The 19,402-nt window shown below is 58.9% G+C and carries 22 protein-coding genes and 1 pseudogene; 12 read left to right on the plus strand and 11 right to left on the minus strand.

Annotated features, from left to right (window positions below; translation table 11 throughout):
* Positions 1-77: 77 nt before the first annotated feature.
* Positions 78-347: pseudogene (locus NLM25_RS11320) on the minus strand (hypothetical protein).
* Positions 348-577: 230 nt separating this feature from the next.
* Between NLM25_RS11320 and NLM25_RS11325 the strand changes: the two are divergent.
* Both NLM25_RS11325 and NLM25_RS11330 read left to right on the plus strand, forming a co-directional pair.
* On the plus strand, positions 578-1,585 hold the full coding sequence (locus tag NLM25_RS11325; protein WP_254136997.1) for a hypothetical protein: 1,008 nt from the start codon (positions 578-580) through the stop codon (positions 1,583-1,585).
* Positions 1,586-1,677: 92 nt separating this feature from the next.
* A complete protein-coding gene (locus NLM25_RS11330; protein ID WP_254136998.1) occupies positions 1,678-2,316 on the plus strand; it encodes a hypothetical protein in 639 nt (212 codons plus the stop codon).
* Positions 2,317-2,327: 11 nt separating this feature from the next.
* Here NLM25_RS11330 and NLM25_RS11335 read toward each other — a convergent pair whose 3' ends face one another.
* Positions 2,328-2,495, minus strand: coding sequence for a hypothetical protein (locus NLM25_RS11335; protein ID WP_254136999.1), 168 nt, complete (start codon positions 2,493-2,495; stop codon positions 2,328-2,330).
* A gap of 326 nt (positions 2,496-2,821) precedes the next feature.
* Here NLM25_RS11335 and NLM25_RS11340 point away from each other — a divergent pair, with 326 nt between their 5' ends.
* Complete coding sequence (locus NLM25_RS11340; RefSeq protein WP_254137000.1) at positions 2,822-3,412, plus strand: hypothetical protein; 591 nt, start codon at positions 2,822-2,824, stop codon at positions 3,410-3,412.
* 87 nt (positions 3,413-3,499) lie between these two features.
* Here NLM25_RS11340 and NLM25_RS11345 read toward each other — a convergent pair whose 3' ends face one another.
* Positions 3,500-6,268 (minus strand): hypothetical protein, encoded by a 2,769-nt coding sequence (locus tag NLM25_RS11345; protein WP_254137001.1) that lies wholly within the window; start codon positions 6,266-6,268, stop codon positions 3,500-3,502.
* Positions 6,269-6,898: 630 nt separating this feature from the next.
* Here NLM25_RS11345 and NLM25_RS11350 point away from each other — a divergent pair.
* Both NLM25_RS11350 and NLM25_RS11355 read left to right on the plus strand, forming a co-directional pair.
* On the plus strand, positions 6,899-7,354 hold the full coding sequence (locus NLM25_RS11350; RefSeq protein ID WP_254137002.1) for a hypothetical protein: 456 nt from the start codon (positions 6,899-6,901) through the stop codon (positions 7,352-7,354).
* Complete coding sequence (locus tag NLM25_RS11355) at positions 7,351-7,941, plus strand: hypothetical protein (RefSeq protein WP_254137003.1); 591 nt, start codon at positions 7,351-7,353, stop codon at positions 7,939-7,941. The genes NLM25_RS11350 and NLM25_RS11355 overlap by 4 nt, the downstream gene beginning before the upstream one ends.
* A 43-nt stretch (positions 7,942-7,984) precedes the next feature.
* Here NLM25_RS11355 and NLM25_RS11360 read toward each other — a convergent pair whose 3' ends face one another.
* From NLM25_RS11360 to NLM25_RS11370, 3 genes are read right to left on the minus strand one after another with little or no spacing between them, the layout of a single operon-like run.
* Positions 7,985-8,245: a hypothetical protein gene (locus NLM25_RS11360; protein ID WP_254137004.1), complete on the minus strand. Its 261-nt coding sequence runs from the start codon at positions 8,243-8,245 to the stop codon at positions 7,985-7,987.
* A 14-nt stretch (positions 8,246-8,259) separates the two neighbouring features.
* Positions 8,260-8,874, minus strand: coding sequence for a DUF6036 family nucleotidyltransferase (locus NLM25_RS11365; RefSeq protein ID WP_254137005.1), 615 nt, complete (start codon positions 8,872-8,874; stop codon positions 8,260-8,262).
* Positions 8,871-9,257, minus strand: a complete 387-nt coding sequence (locus tag NLM25_RS11370; RefSeq protein ID WP_254137006.1) for a hypothetical protein — start codon at positions 9,255-9,257, stop codon at positions 8,871-8,873. The genes NLM25_RS11365 and NLM25_RS11370 overlap by 4 nt, the downstream gene beginning before the upstream one ends.
* Before the next feature lie 228 nt (positions 9,258-9,485).
* Between NLM25_RS11370 and NLM25_RS11375 the strand changes: the two genes are divergently transcribed.
* From NLM25_RS11375 to NLM25_RS11400, 6 genes are all read left to right on the plus strand, one after another.
* Positions 9,486-9,791 (plus strand): hypothetical protein, encoded by a 306-nt coding sequence (locus NLM25_RS11375; RefSeq protein WP_254137007.1) that lies wholly within the window; start codon positions 9,486-9,488, stop codon positions 9,789-9,791.
* Positions 9,788-10,153, plus strand: coding sequence for a helix-turn-helix domain-containing protein (locus tag NLM25_RS11380; protein WP_254137008.1), 366 nt, complete (start codon positions 9,788-9,790; stop codon positions 10,151-10,153). The genes NLM25_RS11375 and NLM25_RS11380 overlap by 4 nt, the downstream gene beginning before the upstream one ends.
* Positions 10,153-11,058 (plus strand): ImmA/IrrE family metallo-endopeptidase, encoded by a 906-nt coding sequence (locus NLM25_RS11385; protein ID WP_254137009.1) that lies wholly within the window; start codon positions 10,153-10,155, stop codon positions 11,056-11,058. The genes NLM25_RS11380 and NLM25_RS11385 overlap by 1 nt, the downstream gene beginning before the upstream one ends.
* Positions 11,051-11,905, plus strand: coding sequence for a thymidylate synthase (locus NLM25_RS11390; protein ID WP_254137010.1), 855 nt, complete (start codon positions 11,051-11,053; stop codon positions 11,903-11,905). The genes NLM25_RS11385 and NLM25_RS11390 overlap by 8 nt, the downstream gene beginning before the upstream one ends.
* Positions 11,906-11,991: 86 nt before the next feature.
* Entirely contained in the window at positions 11,992-13,059 is a 1,068-nt protein-coding gene (locus NLM25_RS11395) for a nucleotide kinase domain-containing protein (RefSeq protein ID WP_254137011.1), read from the plus strand.
* Between the two features lie 15 nt (positions 13,060-13,074).
* Positions 13,075-13,971, plus strand: a complete 897-nt coding sequence (locus NLM25_RS11400) for a nucleoside triphosphate pyrophosphohydrolase family protein (protein WP_254137012.1) — start codon at positions 13,075-13,077, stop codon at positions 13,969-13,971.
* 12 nt (positions 13,972-13,983) lie between these two features.
* On the opposite strand, the gene acpS is transcribed toward NLM25_RS11400, so the two are convergent.
* Entirely contained in the window at positions 13,984-14,385 is a 402-nt protein-coding gene (gene acpS, locus NLM25_RS11405; protein WP_254137013.1) for a holo-ACP synthase, read from the minus strand.
* A 213-nt stretch (positions 14,386-14,598) separates the two neighbouring features.
* Between acpS and NLM25_RS11410 the strand changes: the two genes are divergently transcribed.
* Positions 14,599-16,743: a metallophosphoesterase gene (locus tag NLM25_RS11410; RefSeq protein WP_256570685.1), complete on the plus strand. Its 2,145-nt coding sequence runs from the start codon at positions 14,599-14,601 to the stop codon at positions 16,741-16,743.
* Here the strand turns inward: NLM25_RS11410 and NLM25_RS11415 are convergent.
* The 4 genes from NLM25_RS11415 to NLM25_RS11430 form a co-directional block, all read right to left on the minus strand.
* Positions 16,740-17,858: a hypothetical protein gene (locus NLM25_RS11415; RefSeq protein ID WP_254137014.1), complete on the minus strand. Its 1,119-nt coding sequence runs from the start codon at positions 17,856-17,858 to the stop codon at positions 16,740-16,742. The genes NLM25_RS11410 and NLM25_RS11415 overlap by 4 nt on opposite strands.
* Positions 17,773-18,135 (minus strand): hypothetical protein, encoded by a 363-nt coding sequence (locus NLM25_RS11420; RefSeq protein ID WP_254141369.1) that lies wholly within the window; start codon positions 18,133-18,135, stop codon positions 17,773-17,775. Before NLM25_RS11420 ends, NLM25_RS11415 begins: the two co-directional genes overlap by 86 nt.
* Positions 18,136-18,200: 65 nt before the next feature.
* Positions 18,201-18,926, minus strand: coding sequence for an SOS response-associated peptidase (locus NLM25_RS11425; protein ID WP_254141158.1), 726 nt, complete (start codon positions 18,924-18,926; stop codon positions 18,201-18,203).
* Positions 18,927-18,934: 8 nt separating this feature from the next.
* Positions 18,935-19,378, minus strand: coding sequence for a hypothetical protein (locus NLM25_RS11430; RefSeq protein WP_254137015.1), 444 nt, complete (start codon positions 19,376-19,378; stop codon positions 18,935-18,937).
* Between the last annotated feature and the right edge of the window lie 24 nt (positions 19,379-19,402).

A 19,402-nucleotide genomic window follows, 5' to 3' on the forward strand; every position in this document is an offset into this window, starting at 1 on the left:
GACCGACACATAGAAAGCATTCATGTCGATAAGGATGCTTGCTGCGGGAGCGTCCGGCCGCCCAAGGTCTTTGGTGGCTACGCTTCTTGGGAAGGGCACTCCGGGCACGTATCGCCGATCGAGTCGAGCAATTCGGCGATTGCGACGGCCGCCGCCTCCGGCGAGACTGCCGGTGGTGGATCCCGACGCGCAATGTCGAAGGCACTCTCGCGGGCGTGAGGATCGGATCTGTCCGGCATTTAGCCGTGTCCTTCGCACTCGCGGATGGCGCCGACCTCCAACAGCACGGAGATGGCCCAGCCGCGCAGCGTGCGGACCGCGGGCCGCCGTTCCTTCGTCATGAGCATCGAAATCGCTCCTGTCTGGGACGCGAAACCCTGCTGCCCCAGCGTCGTTCCGTCAGCTAACACATGGCTGGGATTCGCAAACGCGATGGCCGTCGATTGTCCACCTGTTCCGGGGCGCTGTGCAAAATCTCAGGACGCTAGCCGGGAAAACTCAAGGATTCGAATAGACCTCAGGTCTGGACTGCTCCACAATCCCGACGAGACCGGCACACAAATTTCCCGTAGTAGTGATGGCAACCTTAGAAGACGTATTTCGGTCGTTGTTTCCCGATTTTCCCGTCGACCAAGATCCGTTCGCACAACCGCCTCGGTTGCCTGCGGATGTCTTTGCGTTTGCGGCTCACCTGCTGGAGCGTTCAGGCGCATCCCATCATATCGCGCCATACGTGGTTATGCCGGATACAGGTTTTCGCAGTCTCATCGTGGGCTCGGCAATGCGAAACCGCGCCGCCAAACTCGGGAGGGAATGGCTCCGAGCACCTACGCCGCCCGGCCGGACGCTGCCTGCTGCGCCAAGCGGTATTGTAGCGAAGTGGCGTCGCCTTCGGCAGTTTCGCGATGATATCGTCTATGAACCGCTTTCGGAGACATCGGACACTCCCGAGTGGTGGATGTCGTGCGTCGAGTTGATGATGATTGCCGACGAGGCGTCCAAGGATATCGGATTCGATGCCGATCATCCCTTCGTCCTGCCGATGCGGTCCGCATACGTACTGGAAGAGACCGACGACGACTTTTACACGCTCCAACGAGCGTCATTTTCACTGTCGTCTGCTGTCGACGATCTTGTATGCGTCCAGCCCAAATCAAGGACGCCCACCGTCGGGTGTACTCTCAGATCGCTTTCGCATCACCTCGCTCTACTCCCCCCGCGAGGACAGGTCCGCGCCCGTTGGGTTCAACCCGTTTTTCCTCAACGAACCGGCCAAAGGCCGAAAAAACTGGGACTTCTGCTCTTGCCGTACCCATTCCGGATCGCTGACGACGCCTTCGAGGAGGTCGCGTCGCATTCAAAGGACGCATGGGGATGGTTTGGCGTGCGATCCACTTGGCTGCCCGAAAATCGAGACAGGCCTAAGCGACGGGCGTTCGTCGAATATGTCTTGCAGTTGGTGGAAGAGGCGAGGTCGAAAGGCAAGCGGGTCGACGCAGTAGTGCTTCCGGAGCTTGCACTCAATTTCACGCAGTTCGTAGAGCTCGCTCGTGCCCTCGCCAAGGACGGGATGATCGAATTTTGATTGCGGGGATAGCGAACGATCGCTCCGGTCGCAGTGGGAATTTTGTCGCCATCGCTCCGTTCTTCCTGTTGGAAAGTCGTCGGACCTCCACCATGACGGACTGGGAAAAGATCATCCTCGTGCGAGAGAAGCATCACCGCTGGAAGCTCAATTCGTCCCAGATAGAAACCTACGATTTGGGCTTGGATCAAAATAAGAGTTGGTGGGAGCACCTATCCATTCTCAGCCGGAGTTTGGACGTCCTCGTATTTAGAGGAAACAGCACTTTGACGACATTGATCTGTGAAGACTTGGCGCGCGTAGATCCCTGCCAAGCGGTCGTCCGGGGCATAGGGCCCAACCTCCTCATCGCGCTCCTAATGGACGGGCCACAGTTGGAGAACAGATGGCCGGCTAGATACGCGACGGTCTTGGCCGAGGATCCTGGAACGTCGGTTCTCACGCTCACTTCTTTCGGTCTGATTGCGCGCCAAAACGAGCTTGGTCGTTTTCCGCAAGCCAGTGCCATTGCGCTTTGGAAGGATGACGTCAACGGGGCAAAGAAGCTTGAGCTTCCGAGAGATTCCGATGCGCTCATCCTGGAACTTGTGGCCGAAGGGAAAACCGAGCGAACGTTGGACGGTAGATCGGACGATGGATCGACCCATCGATGGGTCTACGAGTCGCATTGTGCCGTGAGTGTAGGAGCAGAGAACCGGCCAGATTGGATCACGACCGGAGTAGCAAAATAGACCAATCGGTCTCAGGCGCGCTTCTTCGCTGCAGGTCTGAAGTCTTGCTGAGCGCGCTTCGTAAACGTTTGAAAGATGCGCTTCTCTTCAGGATCCGAAGACGACTTTCTGACCACGATGGCCGCAGCTTTTTTTGCTTTGCGAGTGAGCTGCGAGTACTTTTTGGAAATGTTGGCCATCGTTCGACTCAGTTTTCCCGGGAAACCGTGGAAATCTATGATACAATGTACATATTGCTTACATCCAAACAAGGCCCGGACGCAGTCAATTTTGCTTAACCAAGCGTTATTCCGATCGCTTCCGGCCCTCCGTAGGGCGCCCGGCAGGCAGACAAGTTTATCGAACAGGCTGAGCTCCGCCCCAAGCTTGCCCGCGGCCCTCTGCTAGAGCATACGCACGCAAATTCGCCTAAGCGGGCGTCCAACGCGGGACCCCTTGCACGATATCGAGTGACCGATCATGTTCGGTCCCGATGCTGAATTGAAGCAGGGGAAGAGGGGATACTATGTTGTCCTACCTAAACGCTGAAGCGAGTTTCATCCGAGCGTACGGGAATCGTTGCCTGCTACTCATTCTGCTTTGCGCGCTTACGCGAACCGCGAATCCCGATAAGCTTTCCGCTCTCGGCGTCTCTTTGGATATCTCGCCTGGCATCATCGTCGCTTTTGGTCCGCCGCTCGCTCTGCTGCTGCTGATCTCCCTTAAGATCGAAGCTGACAGCCTCATTGTGGCGCGAGAAGCTGTATTGGAGGAGGCGAGCAAGCTCGGTCGCCACGCGGGTCGGGTGAGTCGGTGGGTCTATTTGTTGTTTGCGGTGCCGTTCCTTGCAAGCCTATTCATGACCGCACAATTCCTTCTGAAGGTGGTTCCTTCGAAGCCCGGGTGCGAGGGCTGGAGCTGGGTGCAGCACCTCACGGATTTCACGTTTCAGGGAGGTTCTCCGTCGACATATTGCATTCGCAATCTGACCGAAGGAATGCCATGGATCTATCCACCGATCCAAACCTACCTCTACGTCTTGTGCGTGGTCGCGTGCGCGTACCTTACTTGGCGTATCGCGGACGATTGGCCGCGGTTGCGAGCTATGCCCGGATAGAGGCGCTGCTCATTTGATAAAGCATTCGAAAGCGGCCCTCTACGCGTTGCCGCCTCCGCCCCGCGGAATGCATGACGAGTGGCGATCCTACTGGCGAACGGAGAAGCCAATCGAGTGTTCGCCCAGGTGGGCTACCACTACCAAGACTTGCTCTCCAAGCTTGAGATCTTTGTGCTCGATCTTGATCGGAATGTCGAAACCGTCGAGATCATAGTCGACATCGCCGGTGAAAGCAGCGGAGGCCTGTTTCCCCGCCAACGCCCTGATGATGTCGCCACCGGAGAGCCCTTGTGCCTTTCCGATGATCGAGAGACCCGTGATCGCTCCCGTCAACACCGGATTGCACTCGACAAGGAGCTGGGGGTTCTGGGTAAGCACCGCCTCGGCCGGTGCGGGGGTGATCTTGGCCCTCAGGTTGAAGCTGTCGACGTGGCCGTTGAGAATGAGCGTGCTCGGGGCGGCCGGATCTGGAGGGGCAGCAGCGAAACTAGCCGTGATGCTCGGCTGCTGGGGCGGGAGGGTTACGTTCGCCGAGAAGAACGCCTTACCCTTGGCTGGACACACCAAAACCGTCCCAATGTCGTAGGGCGTGAAGTCGATCGCGCCGCTTACGGTGAGGTCTACGGCGATCTTCGGCGCGAACCTAATGCCAGGGCGATCGGTCGTGAGCGTCAAAGCGGCCGCGTCCGCCTTTATGACGCCTTGCGCCCGTCCGTCGCCCCCGATCTTGCCGATGCCGCCGATCTGTGACGCCAGTTGCTGAATGGCGTTCCCCAAATCACATCCCGCCTTGTCGGTTACGGCTGCCGCATCGCACGCAGCCTTTTCCGTATTGGCCGCGACATCGCAAGCCGTGCGACAAGCTTGATATTTGGGTTCGCGAGCGACCTGACAGGCCGCCTTGTTTGCTTCGCAGACCGGTTCACCGGTACACTTTTGACAGAATTTACCAGGATACATCAAACTCGGACATGGCACGTCCGTGCATATGCCGCGACCGCACGCCCAATCGCAGCCGTCCCGCGTACAATCATTGGCGCAGGAGTGGAATGAGCAATTGCGTTGCGAGCACGCATATGTCGGCTTCTTCACCAGGCGGATTTCGGTCGGGGTCATTGCCTGGGAGCCGGTGTCGACACGATAGACGGCCTGAATGCCGCCGATATCTTGCCAGTGGGCATTGGTGATTTCGGCGAGGCGCGTCCAGGATACGTCGGCGGAAATCGACGCCATATCGGCGTCGGGGAAACGTGTCCGTCGGCGCTGGCTGAAGGCCTCCTTGAGATCCTCGATCTTTCCGGAGAACGGCGGCGGTGCCACCCCAGCGGGACGGTCGGCGAGGTTCGGAGATGCAAGATCGACGTCGGCGAGGATCTGGATCCCGTCGCCGGCCATCAGGATCGCGGCGCCCGCCAGCTTGCCTTCGGCGGCGGGCAACGTCGCCGGCGACAGCTCGAGTCCAGGAGTTTTCTTGGCTATCTCCTTGAGATCGATGGAGGCTATCCGCAGCGGTGGCACGTCGATCGGGATCGAGGGCAGCGCCTGCGAAACCCCGGACACAAGGCCGGCCAATATGGAGTTCACGGAGATCACAAGTTCGGTCGGATCGAACCGCGTAGTCTCGATCTTGATGATTTCCACCTCGACGAGTACCGGCAGCAACGACAGCGATCCGTTCTCGGACACTGGCGAACCACCGATACCGAGCCGGAAGGTTGCTTTCCCCGGTACCGGGTCCTTGAGATCGGCCGTGGCGGTCGCGACCACGCTCAAGCGTCCGTCGGAGAGTACGAATTTGCTATCCAGCAGGGTGATGGATTTCTTGGCAGCCGCCTCGCCGAGAGCCTTCTGAAGCAATGGCGCAATTGCCGTACCGATGTTGGCGGCCGGTAGGATGAGCGATACGTCCGGCCCCTTGAGATTGTGGACACTGCGCCAGGCAGCCTCGAGCGAGGCCGTTGCCCGCTGCTGCGGGGGAATCGAAGCTCCGAAGCCAGAAAACGCACTTTTCACCAGGTCAGGGGACAGGACGAGGCCATCCTTCGGTGCACCCGTCAGGAGCGGAGCGCCCTTCGCGAGGAAGGCGGATTTGAAGCCTGGAAAGTCGGTCGAACCCACCGGTTGCTGATTTTGCTGCCGCTCACCATTGATCTGGCCGAGAAAAGTGATGCCCTTGTCATCGATCAGGATGCTTGCGGCCGTCAGCGACTGAGCCGGGACAATGATTGTTTGGCTGCCCAATGACACACGTTGTTCGGACGTAAGCTGCTTGATGAACGCTAGCTCGATGGGCTTGATCCGGCTATTCACGTTCGCCATGACGGAGGTCAGCGCATCTCCGACGCTGCTTACGATCATGCCCGGCAGATGATGCCCTTTTAGGCTAAGCGAGGCCACCTGCACCCGATCAAGAGCCGGCGTGAGAACGATGCCGCGGTCGGTCGTCGAGACGGATATCGAACCTTGCGCCTGCCCGGAGGCTGCTCCGTCAAGCGAACCAATCGGGGCAGTAAATTCTCCGGAGAACCGGACTTGCTGCCCACCGGAATGCACGGACAATTGGTCGATTTTGATGGCTTGCGTGTCGAGAGCGCCAATTGCGCCGCTCAACAAAGAGGCAAGTGTGTCGGTTGATAGCGTGAAGGCGACGTTGGAAATGGCTATCTCATTCAAACTGCTGGCCGAGCTCTTGATGGCGCTCGCCTGGGCTTCGGCGGCCGATCGAGGCGGGAAGTGCTCGTTGAGCCATCCGATCGCGATCCTATCGATCGCCCAGGGGGCTAGTAGAAAGCCGAACAGAGCGAGGAGAGCTAGTACCGCAAAAGCGATCGCGACCTTGGTCCTGCCAGTGCCCATTAGTCCTCTCCGAGAAATAAACGCGTAATATTGGTAGTGAGGCAATTCAGAGGTCGAGCACCCGGCACGATCACAATTGTTCGCGGCCGTAACGATCGATCCCGGGATCAAATTTGGAGAAGAGCCTTTCAGCCTAACAAGACAGATCTATTGAGAATTCACCTTCAGGTTGAGTTTTCCACAGAATGAATCTCGTGACTTGAGGCAGGAACTGGGACGACCGTGAGCCCGGCCCAGGTCTCTCACCATTCCTGCCGGATAGCGATCAGCCCATCGTACGCATCACGAATTCCGCACCGGCCCGGATGCCGCCGCGTTGGACCGCGACCTGATGATGTTGACCCTCGTCAACAGAGTGCCGTCCAGTCGGCTGAAGGGAATCTCGTCGAGCGGTGACGTTGCGGCGTAGATCGCCATCCTCGATAGAGCCGACAAGAGCGACGAGATCGTCGGTTTCGGCGCATTCAACGCCGGTGCCATGCCCACCGACTTCGCGCCCGAGCGGGTCTTTCCCTGCCTACTCGCCGGTGACTCGCCCACGCCTCTCGGCTAGGAGTGTCGATAGAGTCAGGTTATAGATTCACGCCCTAAGGTGACTGGCTCGGCGGGGTTAAAGATCGGAATTTTTCTATGAAGCCTCACCATGAGCTGTCGATCGAGCGGCTGTGCCGGACGCTTCGCGACGTGATGAAGCGACGAACTCTCGATTTTTCAGGTGTGGGCGTCATCATCTGCAATTCGCCCGAAAACCTGCCGATCTTACCACTGTCGAGATCCGAACCAGGGTTCGAGGAGACTGATCTCGTATCTCAACTGGTCACGATAGCGTCTCGCGGAAGCGATTTTCACGACGGTTTCCATGTCATGTCTGATGCGTGGCGGTTGACGAGGGTGGCTCAATACTTTTCGCCTCCAATCGTCGATGGCGCCGTAATCGACCGCTCTAAGCGCTTCGGCGGCAGATATCTAGCGGCACTCTTCGGATCCGCGATTCCTGGGGTCCATCTGTCTGGAATCGCCACAGAAGGCTTCGGAATAGCGATCTTTCAGGGCGGTCGCGAGGTCCTGTTCGAGGAGCGTGTATGATCAGTATCCTTCCGATCACCCGCGTCGTCGGTATCGTAGCCGTGTGGTACGCCGCTTGCGTCGCGGCGGTCGTTGCGCTGATCTGGCAATTCGCCGATCATCCATCCCTTCTATCGAGCATCGGCATCGCGTTTTCCGGGGCGACCGTGCTGAACGCTCTGCTCTTGTTCGTGATCTACATCGGTTGGAAGAAGATATGGTCCATCTTTCCGGGCCTCAATCGGCTGGTCTTTCCTGATCTGAACGGCCTATGGAATATGAACATCCACTGGCAGAACGCAGAGAAAAGTGGGTTCGTCACCGCAAAAGCCCAGATCAAGCAAGATCTTTTGCGAGTCAGCATGGAAGTCTTCTCTCGCGACTCAGATTCCGAAACGCTGATTGCGCTCCCGAAGCGGGATCCGGAGTCCGGGAGACCGATCCTCTATTACGTTTATCGAGTCGTGCCGAAGAACATCAAAATCGACGCCGGCTCATCATATGAAGGATCCGCGATCTTGAAATTGTCGAACGCGAGCTACGACCGATTGAGCGGGAATTACTTCACGAGCCGCCAGGGGACCGGGCATTTCGAGTTGAGCCGCTAGACATGCGGCCTTTTCGCGCCGCCGCCTGGCGGTGCCAGGACCATCAATCGTAGTCACCCTCGAGCTGCGCGCTTACCTCGCCACGACCCAGCATCTTCGAGAAGCGACGATAGTCGGCATGTTCTCTTTGCCAGCGCCCGGCAACGATGGCCGGATGGACGCCCGCCTCGGCGGCTATCTGATCCTCAGCAATCCTCCCGTAATCCGACGGCGAAAGGCCGATGACGACAAGAAGAAAAGCTGGTTGGCCGCCGGCGCCTAAGCCAGATCCTATTGTTGTGCCAGCTGATGTGAAGGCATCCATTTGTTTCAGACGCGTTACCCGCTCAAGCCTGACGGCTGCTTTGCCAGGTGATTCACGAAGCCAATCGCCCGCTGCTGCAATTCGGCCTCCAACGTGGTTGCCTTGATCCTCTCGACAATCACATCGAGATTGAGCGGCCGCGCAGCATGGTAGGCTTCGACGAACTCCTTGTCCTTATCTGACAATCGGGCAAGTTTCGAAACGATCGCGTCTTCCGGGCAGGGCGCAACTGCCAGAACCGTGCGGTCGTCGACATCTACCTCCTTGTAGATGGCCCTCGTGTTCCAATCAGGCGGAAGACGTGCTGTGTTCTCGTCCACTCCGTCGATATAGAAGCCGTGATTCCGATGAAAATCAGAGCCTTCGCCAAAGAACGCGTTGATCTCTTCGGAAGCTTCCGGAGGGAAATCTGGATCGAGTTCTTTTTGAGTGATCTCCCATAACCTGGCATTCTCAGGATACGCGTCGATTTCACCAGATGTTCTCAAGATGACCGGAGCATCCGGCCAGGAGAGAAGAATGCTTTGACTGCCAATAATGAAGACCTTGTCGGTTTCGAACAGCCGGGCTATCGCCCTGACCGTCTCGACAAGGTCCTCAAAAGTTCGAACGAATGATTGCTGCGTCACGCGGCGATCCGCGCACCCGCGGGTTCATGCGCAGCCGATTTCACCGCAAGACGCTTCGCCGCCTGCCAGATACGACGCCTTAGCGCAATCTCGCTAAAGTCGATCCCATCGGCAATCACGAACGGGGACGACAGACGCAAACGAGTCATTTCCTCGTCGCGGCTCGTCAACCGACGGCGTACCATCGACGGCGGAAGGCGAAGCAAATCACCCCATTCGCTGACGAATGAATAGCCGGCGTAACGCTCCGAAGCGCTACGATCGAGCGAAATCTTCGCACTGTCGATCAACGAAGGGTCGCGACCGATCGCCCGCGCAATAAGCCGATGAATCATCAGCTTCGCGGTGTCGTTTACGTGCTCCTGGTTGACCCGAATGGTCATGGTTTCCGTTGCCTCTAGGGGGAGCATAAGCATCAGCTAGTAAAAATCCAACTAGCGGCGCCGATCCCTGTTCCCTTTGCGTTCCTTTGTCTGTTCCACTCTACGTTACAACACCCCTCGAGGACCAGCCTCAGCCCCTTTCAGGCCTCACTTTTTGTGCCGGCCCCCCTTGAAGGGATCGCTATGTAAGATTATCTTACCGCTTGTCGGAAGTCGAAGGAGGCGAGCATGGACCCCGTTATGGTTAAAGAAACACTGATCAAGATCCTCAGTCAGATCCAGACTGATAGCGGCCTGGAATGCCCGCCCCTTAGCGGGGCAATAAAGCCGGTCGAGAACATCCCCAAATTCGACAGTAAAGTCTGGCCGGTCGCGACCACAATCCTTGCGACCGAGATCAAGGCCGAGATTCCCAACGACGTGAATATCTTCGTCGACGAGACGACCAAGCTGGCCCGAACAATCGACGAGACGGCGGCCTTTGTCTGCGACCTTTTTAAGAAGCAAAGCGAGCAAAAAGCCGCAGCAGCATGACCGAAGTTGATTCAATCAAGCGCAGCCAAATTGCGGAGCGTCTCAAGCAGGCACGTAAGCTCGCGGGCCTATCACAAGGCCACGTTGCCAAAATGCTGGGCCTGCATCGTCCTTCGGTCACGGAAATGGAAGCCGGCAACCGTCGCGTCTCAGCAGACGAACTCGCTCGGCTTGCCGAAATCTACGACGTTAGTGTCGCATTTCTGCTTGGCGAGGCGCCAGAGAAGCTCGATGCCCAGGACCCAAGGCTGGAGCTTGCCGCGCGTGAACTCTCCAAACTCAAGCCCGATGATCTGGAACGCCTGCTCAAGCTGTTGGCCGCAATGCGCAGCGATCCGAAACCAAGCGGAGGCGATCGCTGATGAGCGTGACGCGCACCACCAAGCTCAGCTTCGACCGCCGTGCCTTAGCGACGGAGGCTATGCAGGCTGCCGCAGCCACGCGGGCCAAGGCCAAGCTCGATCAGGCCGGGCCGATCTGCATCTACGGATTGTGCGAAACGCTGGGCGTAGTGGTGCGCTTCAACAACATCAATATGGAAGGGATGTATCAGCGGGGCCTTCCTCCGCGCATCCACCTCTCGGCGCGACGGCCACTGCCCCGGCGTGCCTACAATTGTGCGCATGAGCTCGGCCATCACGTATTCGGTCATGGCTCGTCGATCGATGAGCTGCGCGAGGATGCGAAAGCGCAACCCTGGGACGATCCAAAAGAGTTCCTGGCGGATACCTTTGCAGGGTTCGCCCTCATGCCGATCATCGGCTTGCGTCGCGCTTTCGCGGTTCGACGCTGGGCGCCGGAAACGGCGACGCCAGCGCAGATATTCACTATCGCCTGCGAGTTCGGCGTCGGCTACGCGACACTTATCACTCACCTCTCGGTAGGTGTGAACATGCTGTCGCGCGGCCGCGCGGCCGCCCTGCAACGGGTCACGCCCAAGGACGTGCGCACCGATATCCTTGGTGTGCTGACTCCTGAGCCCTTGATCGTCGCCGATCACCATCGCACCGCGCCTACCTTGGATGCGGAGGTCAAGACGCTGCTTCTCCTCCCGTCTGGTGCCGAGGTCGCGGGCGATGGACTTGCCTTCGAGCGCGATCTAGCTACCGGACGCCTGTTTCGAGCGGTGAAGCCGGGGATCTTCCAGGCCACCGCCGGTGACTGGGCGGTCTTCGTGCGCATCGCTCCGGTTCAGAAAAATGAGCCGAAATACGGCTACATCGGTCTGGCTCAATATCGCCACTTGGAGGAGGACCTGGATGAGTAAGGCCAAGATTCTCGTAGCGCCGCCGCCCTTGGTGATTGACGACACCAATCTGTCGCGCGGCTGGGCGAGGCTGCTGCTGCAGATTCTCGATGGCGCGGGGACCGAGGTCGCCCCGTTGACGTTGAGCCTGAGCGGCTTCGACGAAAATGGCGCTGCCGCCGAAAGCCCTGCGGTGCGCCAAGCTCTTGATCGGCTGCTCAAGCGCAAGAGCCGGCTCGTGGTCGACGACGTCGCGTTCACGATCTTCCCGCAACGCCTTTGGGAAATGTCGCGCGGCGACCGCGCCCGCCTTTTCACCCTCTATCGCGCGACATTCCCGCGCTGGCAGGCGATGAACCGCAAAGCCAATGGCCGCGGGCTGTATTTTGAGCGCATGGTCATGTATGGCCGGGGACCCTGTAACGGGAATCAACTGGAGTGGATCTTGTCTCAATACAATTCCCGGCCGGGCGTACGGCGATCGATGCTCCAAGCAACGACGTTCGATCCTGAGCGCGACCATGTCGCCAGCGCGCAGCTCGGATTTCCCTGCCTGCAACAAGTCAGCTTCGAGCCGACCCCCGCCGGTCTGGTCACCAACGCATTCTATGCTACGCAGCAGATCTTCGATAAGGCTTACGGCAATTATCTCGGCCTTGCCCAACTCGGCGCGTTCATGGCTCACGAGATGGGTATGCCATTGGCCCGCCTGAACGTCATGGTCGGTGTCGCCAAGCTGGAGCGCATCAGGAAGACAGATGCTGATTTCGCTCCCCTCGTGACTGCTGCCCGGGCTTTGCTGGCGCCTCCCGTAACGGTTCAATCCCATCCCGCGGAACCTGCGTTGTCAGCGTCGGTGGTATCTTGACTTTAAAACCGCCGAAGCCCGCCACGAAGCGTCCCCGTGGCCGTCCTCCCAAATCGCGGAGCAAGCCGTCAACCGCAACTCTGCCAATGGACTTGCCTATTGCAAGGCAGGTGGCCGATGTCCATCGAGGCGTAGCCGCGCCAATAGTCTTCCGTCACCTTGCGCCAGCAAAGGTGACAGAGGTTTATGAAAGCTATTGGCGTTTCGCGGCCGAACGCCAAGCGGTGTTTTTCCGTCGCGCAAAAGGCTCCGTTTATCCCTGGACGCAAGATCCGGTCCTTCTGGTTTACAAATTCACCAATGCCTATCGCGCCTCCGATCGCGTGAGCCAATATCTCATTCGTCACGTCATCTACCGCGACGATCGGCCCAAATCACCGCGCGAGGTGTTCTTCCGTATCCTGCTGTTCAAGCTCTTCAACAAAATAGAGACATGGGAACGTCTGGAACGCGCGCTTGGTCCGATTACGTACGAGGATTATCGTTTCGCCGCTTACGACCAAGAGCTAGCGAAGGCGATGCGCGCCGGCCACCGCATCTATTCGGCAGCCTATATCATGCCGCCAGGCAGCAGCGCCTTTGGTCGGCCGGCAAAACACCAGAATCATTTGCTGCTGCTCGAGCGAATGATGTCCGACCGCTTGCCCGAACGCTTGGCTCAAACTCCCACCATGCAGGAGGGGTTTGAGAAGCTGCGCGCCTATCCGACGATTGGCGATTTCCTTGCATATCAATTCATCACCGACATTAATTACAGCGAGCTGACAGACTTCAGTGAAATGGACTTCGTTGTTCCCGGTCCCGGCGCCCGCGATGGCTTGCGCAAATGTTTCGCCGACCCAGGCGGTCTCAATGAGCCAGAGCTTATCCGCCTGATGGCTGATCTTCAGGAACGCGAGTTCGAACGGCTCGGCCTCGATTTTCAGTCACTTTGGGGCCGGCGACTTCAGTTGATCGACTGCCAGAATCTCTTCTGCGAGGTCGATAAATACGCGCGCGTGGCACACCCGCAGATCATGGGCAAGACCGGCCGCTCTCGCATTAAGCAGAAGTTCGAACCAATGCTGGCACCCATCGAGCTCTTCTATCCCCCAAAATGGAAGCTTAATGAAAAAATCCGCGTCGCCGCGCAGATCCGACCGGCCGCGAGGTGACCTGAGGAGACGAGTATGGATTTCAACAGATACCAGAAAGAGGCCCAACGCACGGATCGGGTACCTGCGCGCGGTGAGGCAGACGACGCAGCTTCGCTCATCGTGCCGATGCTCGGTCTCGCCGGCGAAACTGGCCAGTTGCTGAGCGAATACAAGAAGCACCTGCGCGACGGCGAAGCGCATCGCCTGTTCAAGGAACGGGTGTCCGAAGAACTCGGCGATCTGCTCTGGTACATTGCCAACGTCGCGAGCAAATTTGACCTATCGCTCTCCGATATTGCCACCGCCAATCTTTCAAAGGTGAAGGAGCGCTGGGCCAATGATCGCGCCGAGACACCAAATTTCGACGCGGACCTTCCTGAGAATGAACAGTTGCCACGCCGATTCCAAGTCGAGCTTATCGACGCAGCAGGCGAGACAGGCCAACGGGTCAGGGTCCTGATCGACGGCAAGCCGTTCGGCGCCGAGCTGACCGACAACGCCTACGATCCGGATGGCTACCGCTTCCACGACGTCTTCCACTTCGCCTACGCAGCCGTGCTGGGATGGTCGCCGATAGCGCGCTCTTTGCTCAAACGAAAGCGCAAGAGCCGCCCCCTGCTTGACGAGGTGGAAGACGGCGGACGTGCCGCCGTGATTGAGGAAGGCGTGGCCGCCCTTGTCTTCGACTATGCTCGTCGTCACCGGATGCTGGATGGAGTCGCTACCCTCGACTTCCAGCTTCTCCGCACCGTCAAGGATATGACATCTCATCTTGAAGTTCGACAGCGCACCACAGGCGAGTGGGAGCAGGCGATCCTGCAGGGCTTCGAAGTCTGGCGTGCCGTGCTGGCTGCGCGAGGCGGAAGAATTGCTGTGGACCTTGACACGCGGCGCATAACCTTCCTGGGGCCGCCGACGGCTCAACCCTGAGCGTTCCCAATCCTAGGTGCGCCGACCCAGTGCGAGAGCGCTGGCCATCGCCAATCCGCCCGCGTGGCTGATGCTGAGCCGCCATTCTGTGACCCCAAGCGCCTCGGCTGCCTTCGCCGCTCCGCCTGAGAGCAGGACCTGGGGCGCAGCACCTGGCGCTCGAGAAATCCGGACGTCAGTGAACGCCACTCCCGCCCCATATCCTGTTCCCAGCGCTTTCAACACCGCCTCCTTCGCGGCAAATCGACCGGCCAGACCATCAGCACGGTCGGTTCCGGCCCCGATCTCATCCAGTTCAGTTTGCGCAAAGCATCGCGGCACCAGCGGATCGCGTGGATCTTCAATCCAGCGCCGTAGTTCGGCAATTTCTACGAGGTCGATTCCGTGTCCGATCACGTTCATGTCTGTTTGCATGCTGAGATCCCCCGGGGATTGGCCGTCCCGTGTACAACTGCCTGTTTATGTGCCCGAGTAGGACGCGACTAGGTAGATTTTTCCCTCGATATCGTGCTCCATTGTATATCCCCGGGTACCCGTCCTGGCTCGACCGACACCATTCCCAGCGTTTCAACGGCTCGACCGCAGCTCAATGTAACCGCCATGCCTACCTCCGCGACATTCCTTCACTTGACCGATATGCACCTCGCCAAGGCCGGCGTCCCATTCGAGCGTGATGACCACAAGGTGGAAATTCCGGGAATCGAGCGCGAGACACGGGAATCCGCTCTCGAGCTGATGTTCGGCCGTCTCTCTGAGCGGCTAAAGCAGGGCGGACGCCGACTTGACGGCGTCCTGTTCTCAGGGGATGCCCAAGATCGAGGGCAGCCTGGCGGCCATCAGATCCTACTCGACCTGCTGCTCCACCACTTCGGATCTCTCGGTATAACAGCTGCGAACATTGTTGCAGTCCCCGGCAACCACGATGTGCCGCGCACGAGCCCGCCGAGCTCGGCTCTGCGCTACGAGGGGTTCACTGAGGTTTGGCGTAAGGCAGGATGTGTGACGCCGTGGCTCGATGGCGTCGATTCATCTGCCAGTGACGGCGGGCCCCATCAGCTCCTCAGCGGAAGCCGCCTCTGGGCTGTCTTTCCGATCAACACAAGCAATTGGTCGCATGTGGCGCGAACATTACCTGAGCCCCTTGCAAGTGCATGGGCCAATCTGCCTACACTCGCGGCAGCCGGAGATGCGGACCGTGAAGCGAAGCTGCGCGAGCAGCTGGATGGACTGGCACGGTACGACATGGCTCGCGTGTCCGGTCGGCAACTGGAGATTCTGCGCGGCCTTATCGAGAGTACGCCACAACCCTCCGCCGGGCGCCAACTTCGGATCGCGGTGCTTCATCATCACCTTCGCGCCCCCAGCTTGCGCGAAGAGCTAAAGACTTTTGCGGATCCCTCTAACCTGGAGCAAATCAGAAGCTTTTTACGCGACCAGGAAATTGCTGTTGTCGTCCACGGCCATAAGCACGAGCATGCGGCCCAGTTCGAGCACATATACGACCAGATCGGCGACCGCGACCACCGTGCGCTTGTGATCTCAGGCGCGACATTCGAGCCTGGTCGGGATTCGGATGCCGCGCGTCTGATCACCATCAAGGGCATGCCCAACAGCCCGGCTGTCACCATCGAACAGCTCTCCGTCCCGCGTAGCGGCGTGGAAGCCCGTGATCTACCTCCAATCAACCGCAGGATTTGGTCGACAGGTGCTGTTCCAGGGGCCCCTGTCATCATTCAAGGCAGCGACCTCGATGAGGTATACGACCGTGTCTGCGAGGCGGCGGCACATGATGCAGCAAACGGAACGTTGATCGTGCATCTTGATCTGCCGACTGGTGCAAGCGGCGATTTGCCGTTGCCTTTAAACTACCCATTGCCTGAGCCGATGGATGAGGTCGAACGTCGGCGCTGGTTGCGAGAGCTTGTGGAATGGTGGCAGCTTGATCGATCGGGGCTCGAGCACCGCATGCCATTTGTCCATGGAAGTCGACTACGACGTTACGGCGGCAAAATTAATCAGGTGGATCGGATCATCAAGTTATTGAGGGCGCAGGCCAGTACGCGCGCGCTCGCCGTTCTTATCGATCCGTTTCGGGATTTCACACATGACGGGGCGGGAGAAGAATTCGCATCGTTCTGCCTAGTCGAGTTCAAACGACGTGCCCTTGGCGGCGCACAGCACGCGGTTGATGTCATTGCGTTCTATCGCGCGCAAGAGTTTGCGCGTTGGTGGCCGATCAACATTGCCGAAATTCGTCATCTTCAGTGGGAAATTTGTACCGCAATCGGCTTTTCGCCAGGTCGGATCACCACGATCGCTGCTGACGCTCGCACGCATTCGCGCACGCCAACGCAAGTTGCGATGCCCATCATCGATCGTTGGCTCGACCAGGCGCCAGAGCGCATACATTTGCTGGCGAACGCATTTGTAACTGGCACTGTCAGAGCTGGCGCCCAGCGAGATGCGGTGCGTGGCTGGGAACGCTCTTTAGCCGACCTGGAGGCCACCGCAAGCGAGTTCAATGCCGACGGCCTGCCGATCGCCATCGAGGGACTGAAGCTCCTAGCTTCCTACCTTGAGGCTATGGACGAAGAGAAGGAGCCGATGCTAGCGAACGTTGTCCGCGTGCTGCGTCGTCTTGCACGCGCCAACGAAGTCTTTGAGGACCGACGGCCCCGTTCCAAATCGGATTTCGATCTGTGGGCACCAAGCGCATTGGAGGCGGTCGCAGAACTTCGTATCCTCACGCAACAGCGGTTCGGCACGGTCTAGCCCGCCTTGTCAGCGTTGGGACTGGTCAGCTGTGGGTTGTCCTGTTCAGTCAATTCGACGGGCGACTCGGCAAGATCGGACTCAGGAGACGATGGTCCGATGCTGCCCGTATAAGTCTCGTCCGATATGAGCGCAAGGAGCGACGAGGCGTCGGCTGGACTTACTGGAAACTTAGGCTCAGGATTGAAAACCGCGAACGCCGGCGTGCCCAACACCCCGTTACGCAAAATGACTGCTCCGAACGCAGTCACGTAAGTCGCGGTTACATGCGACCCGCCATAGCGACCATATAGGGCCAACGACAGGATGGCTGCTCGTCGCTGGACATGGGGAAGCATGAGATCAGCAGCCGCAATCCCGTGATCCTGGATCGCAATGAAACCCGGACGCTGGCCGGACAACTGGCTCGCGGCTTTGCGCATCGCTTCGAGCAATGGTTTAGAGGAGTCGTCCTCGCGCTTGCTGCGCATGACAACAAGGCACCCGCCTTCCGCGGTAAGGCCACCCGAGATGTGCGTGTTCGGTCCGAATGCTGTACCGCAAGCCTTGTACAGCGCCTCGGGGCCGGACATCGATTGATCCGCCAACACAGCATCGAAGTTCAGGCGTTCCAGAACGAAGCCATCTCCAGCAAATGATGTCTCCGCACCGTCCGCTAGAACCGACCGGACTGCCGTCAGGAGTCCGGCTAGGTCCGAAGTGTTCGGCGACAGCCGCGTGTCGAGAGTAATGAGCAAGACTTCGCGTCGGCAAACAGCGCGTTGAACTTCAAGCGCTGGCAGAATCGCTTCCATGAAGCGGTAGAAGTCTTTCCGGTGGATCTGTCGACCAGCATCAGCCGACTGGCTTTTGCATTCAACCTCACCGGCGAAAGTATCCTTGCTGAATAAGAGATCGAACTGGGCCGTTCTCTCCATGTCGGCAAAACTAACGTCGAACTCAGCATCCATCAGCCTTTGGGCGAGATCGAGCTCGAGGAACAGAGACGCGTAACCTGTCTCTGCCTTGAGGCAATCGCGCAGCCGGCCTTCAAGGTTCTTTTGCCCGACGCGCGATAGCCGCGCGTGTACTTCGACCGTCGTTGCTGCTAACCTCAGAGCTGTGACGATGTTCATCGATCAGTTCTGGCCGCAAAACGCCTTCCTTTGTTAAGACGTCATGCTGAAAGCCGATCGCCATTTCAAGCCAGTGATAGTCGCTGATGATCTTCCAGCGGAATGGCGATTTATGCTGTTCCGCGTCGAGGTGGTCCAAGCGTTTGAACCAAAGGCTTTCGCCGACAAGGCCGACGAAGCGCGGAAGATACTGTCCCAGGGCGGTCAATTCGGAAGGAATGATGACTTTCATAATAGTCTTGTCCCGCTGCTCGACGGATGCATAGAAGGCGTCCATGTCGATGTAGATGATCTTGCGTTGGCGGCTCGGGGAAGCTGCCTCATCTTCATCGTCCTCGACGGTTACGTCGTTTGCCCGGCCGTGTCTTCCTTGACACCGCGCGCGACGATCCTGAGCGATCCGTCCGGAAGCGGCCGCTGCAGCTTCAGAGCTTCGTCTGGAGAGGCGGTCATCCAGGTCTCGACTTGCTCCGGCGTCGTCAGGATCACCGGCATCGCCTTGGGGTGGATGGCGCCCACTTCGGCGTTCGGCTCCGTCGTCAGGAACGCATAGAGGTCGTTCGTGGTCTCGCCTTCCTTGACCTTCCTGACCGACGTCCAATTGGTCCAGATGCCGGCGAAACAGGCGAGGGGACGGGTTTCGTCGAGCGCGAACCAGATGTCGCCGCCTTCGGCCTTGTTGAACTCACTGAAGGAGTTGAACGGGACCACACAGCGATTTTCGGCGCCGAGCCAGCGGGCCCAGTGTTTGCTCTTCACGTTGCGGATATTGGTCGTGCCGCCGTCCGGCTCCATTCTGAGCAGTTCCTTGAAATCCACTGCCTTGCCCTTGGCCTGCAGCTTTTCGGCGCGTTTCTTCGTGGCGTCCATGAGTGCCTTCGATGACGACGGCATTCCCCACCGCGCCGTGGCGAGCTCGCGGCCCTCGGCTCCGTTGCGTACAATCGGTGCCTTGTAGTCCGGAAACACGCCGGGCATCGGCGCCAGATTGCCCACGTATCGGTTCACGACGCGAAACAGCGCGCTGATTGCGGCCTGGTTGGTCGTGATCGAATAGAGATTGCACATCATCAGGCTTAGGTTCGAGGGTGGCGCGGCTGCCAAGCCAGTTGTAGCAGAGTCGCAGACGGACGCCGGCCCGCCTTGGCGCATTTGCGGCAGCGCAGCCGGCTCGCGAGATCATGCACGAAGGTAGTCGGCGGATGTTTCATAGCCGCGAGGTCGACGTCGCTCGGCGTCTTGCAGCGCGTGCACCTGATCTCGAGCCAAGGGAAGCCTCCGTTCACGGCCTGGTCGATGGTGGGCGACGGATCGATCGGTTCGCCGTCGCTCCACATGCGCTCATTCCAGCTTTCGCAAAGCAGCCTGTCAGCTTGCTGGATCATGGCCTCGCCCTTGGTCCGCATCTCCGACGATTGAGCGGCCAGGATGTTGGCCATCGCACGTGCTTTGCCGAGCTCTTTCGCCAGAGCCTTGCGATCGCCACCCGACAAGGGCGTAGGGTGATACTTCGGGGCCATCCGGACTATCCAGGCGCAAGCGAT

It is taken from the genome of Bradyrhizobium sp. CCGB01, from assembly GCF_024199795.1.
In the GTDB taxonomy this organism is placed as follows: Bacteria; Pseudomonadota; Alphaproteobacteria; order Rhizobiales; family Xanthobacteraceae; genus Bradyrhizobium.